This is a genomic window from Vibrio harveyi NBRC 15634 = ATCC 14126 = KCTC 12724, assembly GCF_001591145.1.
In the GTDB taxonomy this organism is placed as follows: Bacteria; Pseudomonadota; Gammaproteobacteria; order Enterobacterales; family Vibrionaceae; genus Vibrio; species Vibrio harveyi.
On sequence record NZ_BCUF01000034.1, the window covers coordinates 13,914 to 29,252 of the forward strand.

The window sequence follows — 15,339 nt, forward strand, 5'->3', positions numbered from 1 at the left end:
ATTACAGAAATCGACCTACTAAGGCGCATCAACGCGTACTAATATGCATGTATCCACTCTCCTCACAATGGAAGCAAGAGGTCTAATAATGAACTTTTCATACGTCAACCCAACTCAAATCTTCTTCGGACAAGGTCAAATCGCCGCAATTACAAACGCGATCCCTACCGGTCAAAAAGTACTTGTCATTTATGGTGGCGGTTCAATTAAGAAGAACGGTGTTTACGACCAAGTCGCGCAAGCTCTAGAAGGTCGCGAGTGGCTTGAGTTCTCAGGTGTAGAGCCAAATCCAACCAAAGAAACGCTAGATAAAGCCGTTGCAATCGTAAAAGAACAAAACGTTGATTTTATCCTTGCCGTAGGTGGTGGTTCGGTTATTGATGGTTCTAAGTACGTTGCAGCATCGGCAAAATACGACGGTGATGGCTGGGACATCATGGTTGGCAAACATCAAGTGACAGAAGCGACACCACTAGCCGCGATTTTGACACTTCCAGCTACTGGCTCAGAATCAAACATGGGCGCAGTTATCACCAAAAAGGAAACTCAAGATAAATTGGCGTTTCTTGCTCCTGCCGTGCAGCCTAAATTTGCGGTCCTTGATCCTGATGTAATGAAAACACTCCCAGAGCGTCAGTTGATCAACGGTGTCGTAGATGCATGGGTACACGTTTGTGAGCAGTACCTAACACTGCCTACTGGTGCAATGGTTCAAGACGGCTATGCAGAAGCACTACTGAAAAACCTAAAAGTTCTGGGCGAACAGTTTGAAGAACGTGACAACGACCAATGGCGCGCAAACCTGATGTGGACAGCAAACCAAGCACTCAACGGTCTAATTGGTAGTGGTGTTCCACAAGACTGGGCAACACATATGATCGGTCATGAACTTACAGCATTGTGGCATATTGACCACGCTCGTTCACTTGCAATCATTCAACCATCCCTACTTCGCAACCAAATGCAATTTAAGCGTCCTAAGCTTGAGCAAATGGGTCGCAACGTATTTGGTTTGTCTGATGGTGATGATTTGGCAGAGCGCACGATCCAAGCGATCGAAGCTTTCTACCACCAACTAGGTGTAGCAACACAATTAGAAGGTTACGGTGATGACCGCGAAGCAGCAATTGACTCAGTGATCGCACAACTGAGCAAACATGGCATGACTGTTCTTGGTGAAAACCAAGCAATCGATCTTGAAAGCAGCCGCCAGATTCTTGACCTAGCAGTCGCTTAACGACTCAATCTATCAAAATACTGCCTTTTTTAACGGTATTGTGTCCTCGTAGACACAATACCGTTTTTTTATGTTAATTTAGCCGAACACTGACAATGCAATAAATATTGAACTTTTCTGCTAGAAAAATAACAAATAGGCGATAGTTCGATGTGTTTATGTAAGCCAATGACTAAAAACAAACCAAGTGCTTACTATTCGAAGTGTCCTTTTTAGCTTGCTCATCAAACATTGAGCGTAATGTCGTCTATTCAAGAGTTAATCGTATGTGGCTGATTGTCATTGCTTGTGCGCTCATACATATCATCAGCATTAAGACTGGTCCAAAGTGGCTGTTCTTTCTGACCAAACCACTGCCACTCATCGCTATGATTGGCATGTTACTCATGTCTCCAGCCAGTCACCTTCCCTACACAAAGTGGGTAATCTCCGGACTTTCGTTGTCTCTGATCGGTGATTTAATCATGATGCACCCAAAAGATAAGTTTGTTTTTGGGATCAAACTGTTTTGTCTCGCACAGATCAGTTACGCCTTGGGCTTCATTAATATGGCAGCCTGGCATTTCACCCCTTGGCTCCCATTTGCTGTATTCGGCGCTGGACTTTGCGCTTACTCATTCTTTAAGCCCGACTTGGGTAAAGAAAAATGGTCCGTTGCTAGCTACATCTTTGTTTTGATGACGATGCTATGGATGGCGATGGAGTATTACGCAAGTGGTAAAACACAATCGTCAGCTTTCGCGGTGCTTGGCAGTTTCATCTTCACTATGTCTGGCGTTGTGCTAGCCTTTGAGCGCTTTGGCAGCACTTCGATATTTTCACGTCAAGTCGTCATGACAACCTACTATTCAGCTCAGTTTCTGATCACCATGTCTGTCTTCGCGATAGTGATCCGTTTTCTTTAAAATTGACTACATTATCAGGTAGTTTTGTAATGAGTTATTTGCTCACCAGTTGGACAGTTTAACCCTTATAAACAGGTGCAATACGGTTAATAACTTGTTATTGTAGAAAGAAATTTATTCTAAAAGTTGGCAGCCTTGAAAGAGAAAAATATCGTTGTTGAATTCAGCGGCGTAAACAAGTGGTATGGAGAATACCACGCACTTAGAGATATTAATTTTTCAGTACATACCGGTGAAATCGTTGTTGTTTGTGGTCCTTCCGGTTCAGGTAAATCCACTCTTATTCGTTGTATCAATCACTTAGAATCTATCCAAGAAGGTGAACTCAACGTCTTTGAGCAACCAGCTAACGCCAAAACCCATAAGCCGGGTAAAGTCGGCATGGTGTTTCAACACTTCCATCTATTCCCGCATCTGACCGTTTTAGAAAACCTTACTCTCGCACCAATTCGTACATTAAAGCTGTCGAAGCAAGAAGCAGAAGAGCGAGCGATGCACTACCTCAAGCGCGTCAACATTGAAGAGCAAGCAAACAAATATCCGATTCAACTATCAGGCGGTCAGCAGCAACGTGTTGCCATTGCCCGTTCGCTTTGTATGGAGCCGGACCTTCTCTTATTTGACGAACCAACATCAGCACTTGATCCAGAGATGATCAACGAAGTGTTAGATGTCATGGTAGAACTTGCCCAGAGCGGCATGACCATGATTTGTGTGACGCATGAAATGGGCTTTGCAAAGAAAGTAGCGAATCGTGTTGTGTTTATGGACGAAGGTGAAATCATCGAGATGAACTCCCCCGTTGCACTATTTGAAACACCACAACACCCACGTACGCAAGCATTCTTAAATCAAATCCTGAGCTACTAGCCTATGGTTGTTCGAATCCTTAAACCGGTCTTACAAGCCATATTACAAATTGCGATTCTTTTGATTGCGATTATTTGGGTGCTCGATTCAGGAGCTCAAGCCATGGGCTACCAATGGCAATGGGAGCGCGTGCCCGACTACATTGCCTTCTACGAAGATGGTGAATGGTGGCCAGCAGAATTGGTCGATGGGCTCATCGTTACCTTAAAAATCTCTGCCATTAGTCTATTCTTCACTTTGGTCATTGGTTTAATCACCGCTTTATTGCGTTTGAGCAATTCCAAAGTAGGCAACGCGATTGGCACAGCTTATGTGGAACTGATTCGTAATACGCCGCTGTTGGTACAAATTTACCTGCTCTATTTTGTGTTTGGACCAGTCATTGGTTTAGATCGATTCAGCACTGCGGTGTTGGCGTTGTCGCTTTTCCAAGGTGCATATACGGCAGAGATCTTCCGAGCAGGCTTAAATAGCATTCCAAAAGGTCAATTTGAAGCAGCGAAGACGCTAGGTTTATCGCCTTTCTTTGCATACAAAGACGTGATCCTACCGCAGGTGCTTCAGCGCACCCTGCCGCCATTGACGAACGAAGTCGTGTCATTGATTAAAAACTCTTCGATTGTGAGTGTTATGGCAATATTCGACTTAACGACCGAGGCAAGAAACATCGTATCGGAAACGGCGATGCCATTTGAAATTTGGTTTACTGTGGCAGCAATCTACCTTGCTCTCACATTATCACTTTCTGGCTTATCCGCTTGGCTAGAACACAAACTAGGAGCCAGTTGGCGCAAATTATAAGGAGATAACATGAAGTTATTCAAAGCGACCATTACTGCATTATTGGGGCTTGCGATTGCTCTACCTTCGTTAGCCAATGAGCAAGCAGCAACACCAAACGTAGATCTAATCAAGGAACGAGGCACACTTCGCGTTGGTATGTCGACATTCGTACCTTGGGCAATGCGAAATAAACAAGGCGAACTGATTGGCTTTGAAATTGATGTCGCTAAACGCCTAGCCGCAGATTCTGGTCTGAAGGTTGAGTTCGTACCAACAGCATGGGACGGTATCATCCCTGCTCTACTAGCCAAGAAATTTGACGTTATCATTGGCGGTATGTCGATTACTCCAGAACGTTCTAAGAGCGTACTGTTCACTGAACCTTACTCACACTCGGGTGTTCAAGTTGCAGCGAACAAAGAACTGGCAGCAGGCTTTAGCGAGTTTTCTGACTTTGATTCTCGCCGAGTGAAAATTGCAGCTCGTCGTGGTGCTTTTACCGTTCAAGTAGCGCGTGAAACATTCCCGAAAGCAAAAATCCTTCAATTTGATGATGACGCGCAAGCATTCCAAGAAGTTCTAAACGGCAATGCACATGCGGTGATTGCATCGAGCCCTAAACCTGAGCATGAAGCGATCAAACACGCGGATAAGTTGTTCATTCCATTTACTGAGCGTCTATCCAAAGGAAACGAAGCCTTTGCCGTTCGCTTAGGTGAAGAAGACAAAAAAGACTTCTTCAACAAATGGATTGAAGCACGTACCCAAGACGGTTGGTTAGATGAGCGCTACGAATACTGGTTCTCAACACTGGATTGGCAAGACCAAGTGGCACACGGTCAATAAACGTAAAAACTAATACATCAAATACACAGACCGACTCGAATGAAGGGTCGGTCCTCTCTTTACTATCGGAGTCAAACCTTGAGCGGACAAACCACCACTCGTGTTGCACCAACCAAAACAAAGTCAGGCTTTTTCTTAAACCGTTTTAACCTACTTGATTGGGTGTTGCTTGCCATCTGCGCGTTAGTTGGGGGTTGGCTTTACCACCGCTCCACCGTAGGGGTGAACTACATCTGGCATTGGAAAGAAGCCATTGATTTGTTGTTTACTCCGCGTGCTGATGGTGGGCTGCCATATTTTTTTCAAGGCTTGATTTCAACGTTACGCCTGAGTTTATGGGGCATGAGCTTCGCACTTATATTAGGCACCCTACTTGGCTTAGCCCGCTTTTCGGAATCGGCTTGGTTTCGCACACCTGCCAACGCGTTTATTCAGTTGGTAAGAAATATTCCACCATTGGTATTCGTCTTTATTTTCTACTTTTTTATTTCAAACCAATTAATCCCGTTACTTGGGTTAGAAGATCTACTTCGCAACTATCGCGGCGAACCCAATGCACTGCAAAGCTTCTTCTTTGGTCCGGCGAATTTGTGGGAGAACCTAGCGTCAGGAGTTCTCTGCGTAGGCTTGCTCTCTTCCGCTTACATTGCTGAGGTGGTTCGTGCTGGTTTACAAAGTGTCGATAAAGGACAGTGGGAAGCCGCAGATTCTCTCGGTTTATCTCGTTGGGTCAAATATCGCTTTATCATTGCCCCACAAGTGCTCAAAGCTATTACGCCCGCTTTGGCAGGTCAAACCATCTCCTTAGTCAAAGACACATCTATTGTATCACTGATTTCGATTCAAGAAATGACCTTCGTTGGTACCGAGATGGCAAACTCTTCCGGTTACATTTTTGAAATTTGGCTAATTGTGGGCTTGGTTTACTTTCTGATTTGTTTCGGTCTATCAATGTTTTTTAGATACATCGAGAAAAAATCGGAATCTATTTCAAATTAACTCAAAGGGCTTCAAAATTAAGACAGCCTAGCGCTTCAAATCCGAATTCCATCCTGTTACATTCGCTCTCATGCTATTTTTTTGGCGTTTTTCATGGAGTTAAAGAAGCAGTCCGATTACGAGCAATACATAAGGCAGGACAGCCTTGGCGAATATTACGTCGTGCTCAATCAATATACTTTCCATAGTGTTTATCAACCAATCTTCGATAAACACCAAAACATGATCGGGATGGAAGCCCTATTGCGCATTCGAGGCGCAGACGGAGCCAACATTCGTCCAGATCTTTTCTTTGCCGATGCCAGCATAGATACCTACTTCCGACTTTGTATGGAGTTTCTATCTCGGGCAATTCATATCCGAAACTTTGCACGTCATTTCGCAGGTTCGCCGATAAAACTATTTCTAAACGTCATGCCGCAAACCTTATTAACACTGACCAAAGACATGGGTTTTAAAGATAACGGTTTGCTGTATAAGCGGTTGCATGAGCTAGGTATGGAACCCTCTGATGTGGTCTTTGAGGTGGTTGAAGAGTCGTGTGGTGATACTGAATTACTGATCCAAGCGGTACAACTAATGCGAGCTAATGGCTTTCTCTTCGCCATTGATGACTTTGGTTCCCACCATTCTGATATGTCACGCGTTAAGCAACTCTGTCCCGACATTATCAAGATAGACCGTTCTTACCTTCTTGATTACTGCTCTGGCGATACGCTTGCGATTGCCAATGCAGTTGAACTGGCTGAAGAGATGAATGCGAAAGTTGTTATTGAAGGGGTTGAGGAAAACATGCAGCTCTCCGCTATGCAAGCGCTTAATCTTGATTACTACCAAGGCTTTTACCTAGCTAAGCCAAACTCGATTAACCACTGGACCAAACACGCGCAAAACAGCGAAGTTTTACACTAACCAATCAGCCCCAAATTCTTATCTGTCAAATCAACAACCGCAAAATACAAAAGCGCCGCCTTGGTCAATAACCGAAGCGGCGCTTGTGAAATTATCCGTGTTATAGACAAATCACTTAGAAGAAGTCGATAGAGTTACGCCCACTCTTTGGATCGCGACTCACTTGAGGCTTGTCTTCTTTCTTACCTTTCTTGGCAGATTGAGACAATGCTTCTTTCTGTGCCTTACGCTCTTTGTGCGCCGCTTTACGACCCGTCGATTGAGGACCTTTAGCTTTTTTCTCATTCTTATTCGAACGAGATTTTTCTTTACGCGCGTTTTGTGCGTCCTTCTTCGCCTTCTTCTCTGCTTTTTGCTCCGCAGTTTCTGGCTCAGTTACTGGCGCATCGCACACAACGACATAGTATTCTTGGTTGAACTCGAAGAAATCGCCGTCGTACATCTTGCGACGTTTGCGCGTTTCTAGCTCACCATTTACCGCAACATAACCTTCTTCGATGATGTGTTTTGCTTCACCACCGCCACTCACCAAGTTTGCGATTTTGAAAAGCTTGTACAGTTCAATTGGGTGCGCGTCGACGTCGATACCGATCGCTTCGATCTCAATCTCTTCGCCTTCTAAATACTCTTCGTGTTCGTAATCTTGGGTCATGTTCGTTACTCATTTTTCTTGATGAACGGAGTTTAAACGGAATGCGTACAAATAGAAACGTGATCTTCACTCAACTTGTCCAATTGGGTATATACTCACCCAATAACTCCTTGAACGAGCAATATTTTGTCTAATAAGAACTGCATTACCTTTGCCACCGCCAATCTGTTCAACTTTGTTGCTCCACCTGGAGCGTATTATGACTTCGAGAACATTTACTCCCTCGACGACTGGCAGGACAAACTCACTTGGACAAAATCACAGCTCGAGCAACTCGCCCCGGATGTCATCGGCTTACAAGAAGTGTTCAGCATTGAAGAAACCAAAGCCTTCTTTACTACAATGGGATATCAGCACTTTGCCAGTGTCGATACACCGCATATTGAGGGTGACTACATCTACTCTCGTCCTGTAGTGGCAATCGCGTCCCGCTTCCCAATTGAAAGTTATGAAGCCGTCACTTTCGATAAAGAAACGCTCAACGCCTTCGGTGATTTCTCTGCGCCCCCTTTCAGCCGAAAACCAATTCGAGCAATCATCGTTCACCCTATCATTGGGCATATTGCAATTTATGTTACGCATTTAAAATCACAAAGACCGGCTGATTCAGAGACACCTGCAGATGCAAGCAAACCAATTGCGCGCTGGCTATCAACACAACAACGCGGTTGGGAAGCAGCCATGCTACGCGACGCAATGCAAAAGCAGTATGCACGCAACTCAATGCCCACCGTGTTAATGGGAGACATGAACCAATCCATCACATCCACAAGCGTTAACAAGGTTTTGATTGAACATTACGGTGACAGCGTCACTGATTTGCAACTAAATGACGGATGGGAATTGCAAGTAGCGCCTACTCTGGAGCCACGCCCAGCAACGCATTACCACTTTGCAAAAGGAAATGTGTTGGACTACATCTTGCTATCGCAGGAATTCGATGCTCATGCAGACATATCGATAGCGGAAGTGACGAGATATGAAGTGCTGGATGCGCACTTAATTAACCCGTCTTTTGAGCGAGATAAAAACGCCAGCGACCACGCGTTTGTGGCGCTGACGGTAGAAATTAAGCTTTAGCGTCGATGTGGCGTTTCACAATCTTACGTGGAATCAACTCAACCCCAGCCTTGTAGCGTTTTGCAGACGCATTAAGCGCCAACTCCATCGCACTGTCGGCAATGAGTTCAAACTGCTGCGGTAACGAATTGATTTTGATTGGCAAAAAGTCTAATAAGCGGTTATCACCAAAGGTTGCTAAACGCACTTTCGCCATCAGCTCCGGCTTTTCTAACATAACGTCTAACACCCCTTCGAGTAAGGTGTATGACATAGTCACTAACGCATCAGGTAATTCGTCATTCGCAATCCAACTTTCTAGCACTTTCTTGCCTTCTTCTCGCGAGAAATGCTGACCATATCCCACCAGCACATCTTTGCTTTCTTGTTGACAAGCAGAACGAAAACCCAATTCACGCTCTTTAGAAACTTGAAGTTCTGCTAAAGCGCCAATAAGCCCAATCGATTTGATTTCAGAGGACAAAACCGACTCAGTCAACTCAAATGCCGCGTCAAAATCTTCACTGATCACACAGCAAAAATGCTCATCATCCATTGGACGGTCAAGTGCAATAACTGGCGTGCCCGAGTTTTGCAGCTTTAAGTAATACTCACTGGCAGCCGGCATGCTACTTGCGACAAACAATGCGTCAATACGACGGCTAACCAATGCCTCAGCCACTTTCTCTTCCGTTTGCGGATTATCATCCGAGCAACCAATCAGGATTTGGTAACCTGCTTTACGAGAGTTTTGCTCAATCAGTTTTGCTAAACGTGCGTAACTGGTGTTCTCTAAGTCTGGAATGATCAAACCGAACGAACGCGAGTTTCCCGCACGTAAAGAAGAAGCCGCGTGATCCGGTTTGTAATTATGCTGCTCTACCACCGCCATGACTTTCTTTTGAGTCTTTTCGCTGATGCGGTATTTCTGCGCTTTCCCGTTAATCACATAGCTTGCTGTCGTCTTTGAAACCCCAGCTAATTTCGCTATTTCATCCAGTGTCATATTCTAAGCCCTATTCTGTGCGCAGGATCATATTAATACATCAACGATCCTTCGATAAGTTGAATTATATGCTGAACCGATTCAGTATAAAAGCTGAAAGGATTCAGCAAAACTTAAAAATTGACGGGAATCACCAAAAAACAGCAAGTGAGGTTTGCTTTGCTAGGCTTTATAGGCAATCAATCACTGGATGATTAAGTTTTGATTTTAAAAACAGTTTCGCTGAGTGTTTTAAAAAATTTGACCAATTGCTGAATCGATTCAGTTTATTGTTAAGGTTAAGCAGTTTCGTAGTAAACAACGCTGGTTAACAGGAACAGCAGTTCAGCAAAGAATAGATAAACAAGGTTACGCATCGAAGAACGAGCCGCGTAGCCAAGATGAATTAGAAATAGATACCTTAAGGCTGGAGAAGCACCATGCTTAAGCTAAGTAAGAACGACATTACCCTATCTCAATCCGCTACAGACAAGTTTGAAGCGATTAAAAACATCGCTCAAAGCCTGACAGACAAAGGTCTGGTAGAACAAGGCTATGTAGAGGGCATGCTAAACCGTGAAAACCAAAACTCAACATTCTTGGGTAACGGCATCGCGATTCCTCACGGCACCACAGACACACGCTCAATGGTTAAAACCACGGGTGTTGCGGTTCACCACTTCCCAGAAGGTATTGAATGGGGTGACGGCAATAAGGTTTTCGTCGCTATTGGTATCGCGGCAAAATCAGACGAGCACTTGGGCATCCTAAAGCAGCTAACAAAAGTATTGGGCGCAGACGGTGTTGAAGAGCGCTTACGCAATGCGAAAAGCGAAGATGACATCATTGCCCTACTTCATGGTGACGTTCAGCTAGAAGCAGATTTCGATGCCTCTCTAATTCAACTTCTCTTCCCTGCAAGCGACATGGTTCAAATGAGCGCGGTTGCGGGTGGTCTACTTAAGAATACAGGTTGTGCTGGTGCAGAATTCGTTGCGGATCTTGTGACGAAAACACCGACGCACCTTGGTCAAGGTCTGTGGCTAGTCGGTAGCGATAAGCAAGTCACTCGCACTGGTGTTTCTTTTGTATCAACAGCGAATGACTGTGAGTTTGAAGGCGAGAAAGTTCGTGCTCTAGTTGCGTTTGCTGCTTGCAATAACGCGCACCAATCGATCCTAAGCACAATTTCAAAGCTTGTGTTTAACAACGAACACAACAAGTTACTTGATGCTTCTGCAGAGCAAGTTCTAGCGTTATTCAAAGGCGAAGAAGTAGCAAGCGAAGCATCTGAAGATGGCAACACTGCAGTTTTCAAGATTAAGAACGCGCACGGTTTGCACGCTCGTCCGGGGGCAATGCTGGTCGCGGAAGCGAAGAAATTCGAATCAACGATCCGCGTTGCTAACTTAGATGGCGACGCTAAACCGGTAAACGCAAAGAGCCTAATGAAAGTTATTGCGCTTGGTGTAAAACACGGTCACCAACTTCAATTCTCTGCTGAAGGTCCAGACGCAGCACAAGCTCTCGAATCCATCGGTAAAGCAATCGCTTCTGGTCTTGGTGAAGGTTAAGGGACGGATTCATGACAGCAACAATTTCATCGACAAAAGCAACAAACAAAGTCGTGACCATTACGCTTAACCCTGCCCTTGACCTAACGGGTTCACTGGATTCACTAAAAGTGGGATCGGTAAGCCTAGTAGAAAAGAGCAACCTGCATGCTGCTGGTAAAGGCGTAAATGTCGCCAAAGTTCTGAGTGACTTAGGTGCGGACGTGACAGTGACTGGCTTTCTAGGCAAAGACAATCCGGAACTATTCCACCAGCTTTTCGACGACATCAAGGTTCACAACGAGTTTGTTGAAGTCGAAGGCGCAACGCGCATCAACGTAAAACTGGTTGAGGCAGATGGTCAAGTCAGCGATATCAACTTCCCTGGTGTGCAAGTCACGCCAGAAGAAATCGCTCGCTTTGAACAAACCCTATTCCGCCTTGCAGAAACACACGATTACTTTGTTCTTGCCGGCAGCCTACCTGGCGGCGTAAGCGCAGAGCAATGTGCAACGTGGATTGAAGCGCTGCACCAACAAGGTAAGAAAGTGCTTTTTGATAGCAGTAAAGCCGCATTACGTGCAGGCATCGAAGCGCATCCTTGGTTGATCAAGCCAAACGATGAAGAACTCAGTGATTTTGTTGGCGAACATCTAGCCACACCAGAGCAATGCCAAACCGCGGCGCAAACACTCAGCGATAAAGGCATTGAGAACATTGTCGTGTCAATGGGCGCTGACGGTGTGATGTGGCTTAACCAAGGTGAATGGCTACGCGCACAACCACCAAGAATGAATGTTGTAAGCACAGTAGGTGCAGGCGATACGCTTGTTGCGGGCTTGTGCTGGGGTCACATGCAAGTGATGCCGAAAAACGATTTACTCCGCTTCGCTACCGCGCTTTCTGCTCTTGCAGTTAGCCAAGTTGGCGTAGGCTTAACCAGTCAGGAAGAACTGGAGAACATCAAGCTCCAAACACAAGTAACCGAGCTTTACCCTAATACTAACTTAGACAAAAACTAAGGAACAGAAGGTTATCAGTATGAATATTGCCATCATTACAGCTTGTCCAAGTGGTGTTGCGAACAGCATCATTGCGGCAGGTCTACTAGAACAAGCAGCCGCTAAGTTAGGTTGGAATGCGAAGATTGAATGCCAATCAAGCGTGATTGAACCAACACGACTAACAGAAGCTGACATTGAACAAGCAGAAGCGATCGTAATTGCGGCTAACACTCCAGTTGATACTTCTCGTTTCGTAGGTAAAAAAGTCTACTTATCAGATATCAGCGACGTAGCTAAAGACGCATCTGCTTTCCTACAAACTGCAGTAGAAAGCGCAGCAACCTTAGCGCAAGCAACAACTATTGCGGCACCAGTTGAAAGTGCATCAGCGACGAAGAAAATCGTTGCAATTACGGCATGTCCAACAGGCGTAGCGCATACCTTCATGGCGGCAGAAGCACTGGAAGAAGAAGGCAAACGCCGCGGTCACCAAATCAAAGTGGAGACACGTGGTTCAGTAGGCGCGAAAAACCAACTCACTGACCAAGAAATCGCAGACGCAGATTTGGTAATCATCGCTGCCGACATCGAAGTGCCACTAGACCGCTTCAACGGCAAGAAGATGTACCGCACTAAAACAGGTCCAGCTCTGAAGAAAACCTCAGAAGAGATGGACAAAGCGTTTGAACAAGCAACCGTATACCAACATTCTGGCTCATCAAGCGCGTCATCAGCGACTGAAGAGAAGAAAGGCGCATACAAACACCTAATGACAGGTGTATCGCACATGCTCCCTGTGGTTGTTGCTGGTGGTTTGATCATCGCCCTATCCTTCGTATTTGGTATTGAAGCGTTTAAAGAAGAAGGCACATTAGCGGCTGCTCTGATGAACATTGGTGGCGGCTCCGCTTTTGCTCTGATGATTCCTGTACTTGCAGGTTACATCGCATTCTCAATTGCTGACCGTCCAGGTCTGGCTCCGGGTCTTGTCGGCGGTATGCTTGCAAGCTCAACTGGCGCTGGTTTCCTTGGTGGTATCGCTGCGGGTTTCATTGCTGGTTATGCCGCGAAGTTCCTTGCAGATAAAGTGAAACTTCCACAATCGATGGAAGCACTTAAACCGATTCTGATCATCCCATTTGTGGCAACCTTGTTCACTGGCCTAGTTATGATTTACATCGTAGGTGGTCCGGTATCAGGCATCATGAACGGTCTGACAGACTTCCTAAACAACATGGGTTCTGACAGTGCTGTACTACTAGGTGTTATCCTTGGCGCAATGATGTGTTTCGACTTGGGTGGCCCAGTAAACAAAGCAGCTTACGCATTCGGTGTAGGTCTATTGGCTTCTCAAACTTACGCTCCTATGGCTGCAATCATGGCGGCAGGTATGGTTCCAGCACTTGGTATGGGTCTAGCGACATTTATTGCGAAAAACAAATTTGAACAAAGCGAGCGTGAAGCAGGTAAAGCATCATTCGTTCTTGGTTTGTGCTTTATCTCTGAAGGTGCAATCCCATTCGCTGCGAAAGATCCAATGCGTGTAATCCCATCATGTATGGCGGGTGGCGCACTAACGGGTGCACTATCTATGCTGTTCGGTGCAAAACTAATGGCACCACACGGTGGTCTGTTCGTACTGCTAATCCCTAACGCAATTTCTCCGGTATTGATGTACTTGGTAGCAATCGCAGCAGGTACAGTGGTAACAGGTTTCACTTACGCGTTCCTAAAGAACAAAGCAGAAGCGAAACAACAAGCTGCTGCTTAATCGTCAACGGTCAGCTTGTGCTCACCTAGGCAACGATTGATTAACGATTAACAATGCCTCCCTCGATTTGGCATTCGACACCTCCCTCTGCTTCGGCATTGGGAGGTGTTTTTTATTGTAGAGAGACGAACAGAAGCGTGGTCAGATAACTAAATATGAAAAAACGAATGGATGACTAAATGCGGTAACAAACAAAGTTACTTTCCTCTGCTTCGCTTTGATTGAAAAAGAACAAACGGTCATTTTCAACTTTATAAATAAAGTCCGTTTTCGTTCCAACATACGAGTTCATGTCGCGGATAAACACTTCACTTTCTGTCGGTTGGTGATTCCAGCTTACCTTTTGATAATCCACTGATAACTCATGCCCATCGACCTTATACTTACCATTGAAAATCATTTCGTATTCTTTACTTTCACCCGTCTTAGTCAGAAGTGAACCTTTTTGAAAGATATACATATCCCTATCGGAGCTAAACACCACTACAGAGCGATCTTTGATGTGCTCGTATCGTCGATAGCCTTTCGTGATAAAGTCCTCTTCATAGGTCGCACAAGCCCAGCGGGACCCAGTAATCTCATCCGACTGAAAGTACTTTTGATGTACGACAACGCCAACTAAAACGAGTGTCAATCCGATATTAAGCACGGCAAGTTTGTTTATTTGCATATTGCGTCCGCCCTCCTCATGCTCTCCAAGATGGTCTCTTTTAACGATTCAATCTCAAGTGAGAAGTTAATGTAGTTGACGTTCTTATTGCTATTTTTAGCAAACGCAAAGGCACGCAAAATGTACGCACCTTCTTGATAAGCGGATTCGGAAACTCGTAAATAAACAATTGCCGGGCAGACAGGAAATGAATCCTCATTCAGACTGGTTGCCAAAGCCAAAAGATTAAGCTCATCATGTTTGAGGTCGTAAAAATAAAAGTCCGTTTCAGAGACGGAAAAGTCGTGATATTCAGAATTATTGAGGAAATCAGGATGTGGCGCGAAAGGACGAAAATACAATACTGAACCAAGTGCTAAAACAAGTAGCAAGCTCAGCATTGGTGCCAAGTTCAATGCCTTATCTCGCGATTCAGTTGGTCTTTGAACAGAAGTTCTAACCGTTTCGGCGGACTCTGGTTCCAATGTTTCTAAATCCGGGATTTGTACTTTTTGTTTAGTGGGTTTAGCGTCGTCATCAATTTCTAGTAAATAACCAATTTTGCTAACGGTTTTTATCTTTACGCCTTTTGCATCCAACTGCCCTAGCTTCTTTCTCAAGCCCGAGATGACATTAGTTAGTGCTTGATCCGTGACTACCGAACCATCCCAACACGTTTCAAATAACTCCTCTCGAGTGACATGAACACCCTGCTTTTCAATCAACAGGTTCAACACTTGATAAGGGAGCGGCCTTAACGGTACATCACTGCCTCGTGAATTGGACAATTTCCTTGTCGTCGGATCGAGGATTAAATTGGCGAAATAGATTCTATGCATACAGTCTCACTATTTTCTCAACTCCTTGAATTATAGGTTAGGTTTGCAAAATCAAATCAGAAATCTCTCAGTGTTCACAATTCACACCATCGCACTGAATCACCCAGCAGCTCTGCATTGCATCATTAATAAATTACGATGAACAGCCACTGATTACACAAAAAACACACAATTTCGTAAGTATCTAAATCGATTGAAATTATTTGGTTTTTGTTTACTTTTAGTTTAGTTTTTCATCGCCTCACTCGGATAATGAACACTGTTTTAAACATAAT

Annotated in this window: 15 protein-coding genes; 11 read left to right on the plus strand and 4 right to left on the minus strand. The window is 44.9% G+C overall.

The window, feature by feature from the left end; translation table 11 throughout:
* The first annotated feature begins 88 nt into the window (after positions 1–88).
* The 7 genes from VHA02S_RS17045 to VHA02S_RS17075 all read left to right on the plus strand — a co-directional run bounded on the left by VHA02S_RS17045 (position 89) and on the right by VHA02S_RS17075 (position 6,552).
* On the plus strand, positions 89–1,237 hold the full coding sequence (locus VHA02S_RS17045) for an iron-containing alcohol dehydrogenase (RefSeq protein WP_038898909.1): 1,149 nt from the start codon (positions 89–91) through the stop codon (positions 1,235–1,237).
* Between the two features lie 266 nt (positions 1,238–1,503).
* Positions 1,504–2,142 (plus strand): lysoplasmalogenase, encoded by a 639-nt coding sequence (locus tag VHA02S_RS17050; protein ID WP_005451697.1) that lies wholly within the window; start codon positions 1,504–1,506, stop codon positions 2,140–2,142.
* Positions 2,143–2,277: 135 nt separating this feature from the next.
* On the plus strand, positions 2,278–3,012 hold the full coding sequence (locus VHA02S_RS17055; RefSeq protein ID WP_009696713.1) for an amino acid ABC transporter ATP-binding protein: 735 nt from the start codon (positions 2,278–2,280) through the stop codon (positions 3,010–3,012).
* Positions 3,013–3,015: 3 nt separating this feature from the next.
* Positions 3,016–3,813 (plus strand): amino acid ABC transporter permease, encoded by a 798-nt coding sequence (locus tag VHA02S_RS17060; protein ID WP_009703114.1) that lies wholly within the window; start codon positions 3,016–3,018, stop codon positions 3,811–3,813.
* A gap of 9 nt (positions 3,814–3,822) precedes the next feature.
* On the plus strand, positions 3,823–4,641 hold the full coding sequence (locus VHA02S_RS17065; protein WP_038898908.1) for a transporter substrate-binding domain-containing protein: 819 nt from the start codon (positions 3,823–3,825) through the stop codon (positions 4,639–4,641).
* Between the two features lie 78 nt (positions 4,642–4,719).
* Positions 4,720–5,640, plus strand: coding sequence for an amino acid ABC transporter permease (locus VHA02S_RS17070; RefSeq protein WP_038898907.1), 921 nt, complete (start codon positions 4,720–4,722; stop codon positions 5,638–5,640).
* A gap of 93 nt (positions 5,641–5,733) precedes the next feature.
* Positions 5,734–6,552, plus strand: coding sequence for an EAL domain-containing protein (locus tag VHA02S_RS17075; RefSeq protein WP_009696716.1), 819 nt, complete (start codon positions 5,734–5,736; stop codon positions 6,550–6,552).
* Positions 6,553–6,667: 115 nt separating this feature from the next.
* Here the strand turns inward: VHA02S_RS17075 and VHA02S_RS17080 are convergent, their stop codons facing one another.
* Positions 6,668–7,204 (minus strand): RNA-binding S4 domain-containing protein, encoded by a 537-nt coding sequence (locus tag VHA02S_RS17080; RefSeq protein ID WP_009696717.1) that lies wholly within the window; start codon positions 7,202–7,204, stop codon positions 6,668–6,670.
* 126 nt (positions 7,205–7,330) lie between these two features.
* On the opposite strand from VHA02S_RS17080, the gene VHA02S_RS17085 reads away from it, so the two are divergent.
* Complete coding sequence (locus VHA02S_RS17085; RefSeq protein ID WP_038898906.1) at positions 7,331–8,284, plus strand: endonuclease/exonuclease/phosphatase family protein; 954 nt, start codon at positions 7,331–7,333, stop codon at positions 8,282–8,284.
* Here VHA02S_RS17085 and cra read toward each other — a convergent pair.
* Positions 8,274–9,269 (minus strand): catabolite repressor/activator, encoded by a 996-nt coding sequence (cra, locus tag VHA02S_RS17090; protein WP_005451680.1) that lies wholly within the window; start codon positions 9,267–9,269, stop codon positions 8,274–8,276. The two genes, VHA02S_RS17085 and cra, sit on opposite strands and share 11 nt — an antisense overlap.
* Positions 9,270–9,688: 419 nt before the next feature.
* Between cra and fruB the strand changes: the two genes are divergently transcribed.
* Genes fruB through fruA form a run of 3 tightly spaced genes read left to right on the plus strand, consistent with a single transcriptional unit; the run spans position 9,689 to position 13,576 of the window.
* Complete coding sequence (fruB, locus tag VHA02S_RS17095) at positions 9,689–10,822, plus strand: fused PTS fructose transporter subunit IIA/HPr protein (RefSeq protein ID WP_038898905.1); 1,134 nt, start codon at positions 9,689–9,691, stop codon at positions 10,820–10,822.
* An 11-nt stretch (positions 10,823–10,833) separates the two neighbouring features.
* A complete protein-coding gene (gene pfkB / locus VHA02S_RS17100; protein WP_038898904.1) occupies positions 10,834–11,823 on the plus strand; it encodes a 1-phosphofructokinase in 990 nt (329 codons plus the stop codon).
* A 19-nt stretch (positions 11,824–11,842) separates the two neighbouring features.
* Positions 11,843–13,576 carry a PTS fructose transporter subunit IIBC gene (gene fruA, locus VHA02S_RS17105; protein WP_038898902.1) on the plus strand — a complete coding sequence of 578 codons (1,734 nt, stop codon included), beginning with the start codon at positions 11,843–11,845 and terminating at the stop codon, positions 13,574–13,576.
* 175 nt (positions 13,577–13,751) lie between these two features.
* Here the strand turns inward: fruA and VHA02S_RS17110 are convergent, their stop codons facing one another.
* The gene (locus VHA02S_RS17110) at positions 13,752–14,246 is read right to left on the minus strand and encodes a hypothetical protein (RefSeq protein ID WP_038898901.1); all 495 of its coding nucleotides are present in this window, start codon (positions 14,244–14,246) and stop codon (positions 13,752–13,754) included.
* Positions 14,237–15,064: a winged helix-turn-helix domain-containing protein gene (locus VHA02S_RS17115; protein ID WP_038898900.1), complete on the minus strand. Its 828-nt coding sequence runs from the start codon at positions 15,062–15,064 to the stop codon at positions 14,237–14,239. Before VHA02S_RS17115 ends, VHA02S_RS17110 begins: the two co-directional genes overlap by 10 nt.
* Between the last annotated feature and the right edge of the window lie 275 nt (positions 15,065–15,339).

Coding starts and splice junctions, on each gene's coding strand:
- pfkB (WP_038898904.1), top strand. CDS start 10,834: ATGACAGCAACAATTTCATCGACAAAAGCAACAAACAAAGTCGTGACC.
- VHA02S_RS17075 (WP_009696716.1), top strand. CDS start 5,734: ATGGAGTTAAAGAAGCAGTCCGATTACGAGCAATACATAAGGCAGGAC.
- cra (WP_005451680.1), bottom strand. CDS start 9,269: ATGACACTGGATGAAATAGCGAAATTAGCTGGGGTTTCAAAGACGACA.
- VHA02S_RS17115 (WP_038898900.1), bottom strand. CDS start 15,064: ATGCATAGAATCTATTTCGCCAATTTAATCCTCGATCCGACGACAAGG.
- VHA02S_RS17110 (WP_038898901.1), bottom strand. CDS start 14,246: ATGCAAATAAACAAACTTGCCGTGCTTAATATCGGATTGACACTCGTT.
- VHA02S_RS17060 (WP_009703114.1), top strand. CDS start 3,016: ATGGTTGTTCGAATCCTTAAACCGGTCTTACAAGCCATATTACAAATT.
- VHA02S_RS17050 (WP_005451697.1), top strand. CDS start 1,504: ATGTGGCTGATTGTCATTGCTTGTGCGCTCATACATATCATCAGCATT.
- VHA02S_RS17045 (WP_038898909.1), top strand. CDS start 89: ATGAACTTTTCATACGTCAACCCAACTCAAATCTTCTTCGGACAAGGT.
- VHA02S_RS17080 (WP_009696717.1), bottom strand. CDS start 7,204: ATGACCCAAGATTACGAACACGAAGAGTATTTAGAAGGCGAAGAGATT.
- fruA (WP_038898902.1), top strand. CDS start 11,843: ATGAATATTGCCATCATTACAGCTTGTCCAAGTGGTGTTGCGAACAGC.
- fruB (WP_038898905.1), top strand. CDS start 9,689: ATGCTTAAGCTAAGTAAGAACGACATTACCCTATCTCAATCCGCTACA.
- VHA02S_RS17065 (WP_038898908.1), top strand. CDS start 3,823: ATGAAGTTATTCAAAGCGACCATTACTGCATTATTGGGGCTTGCGATT.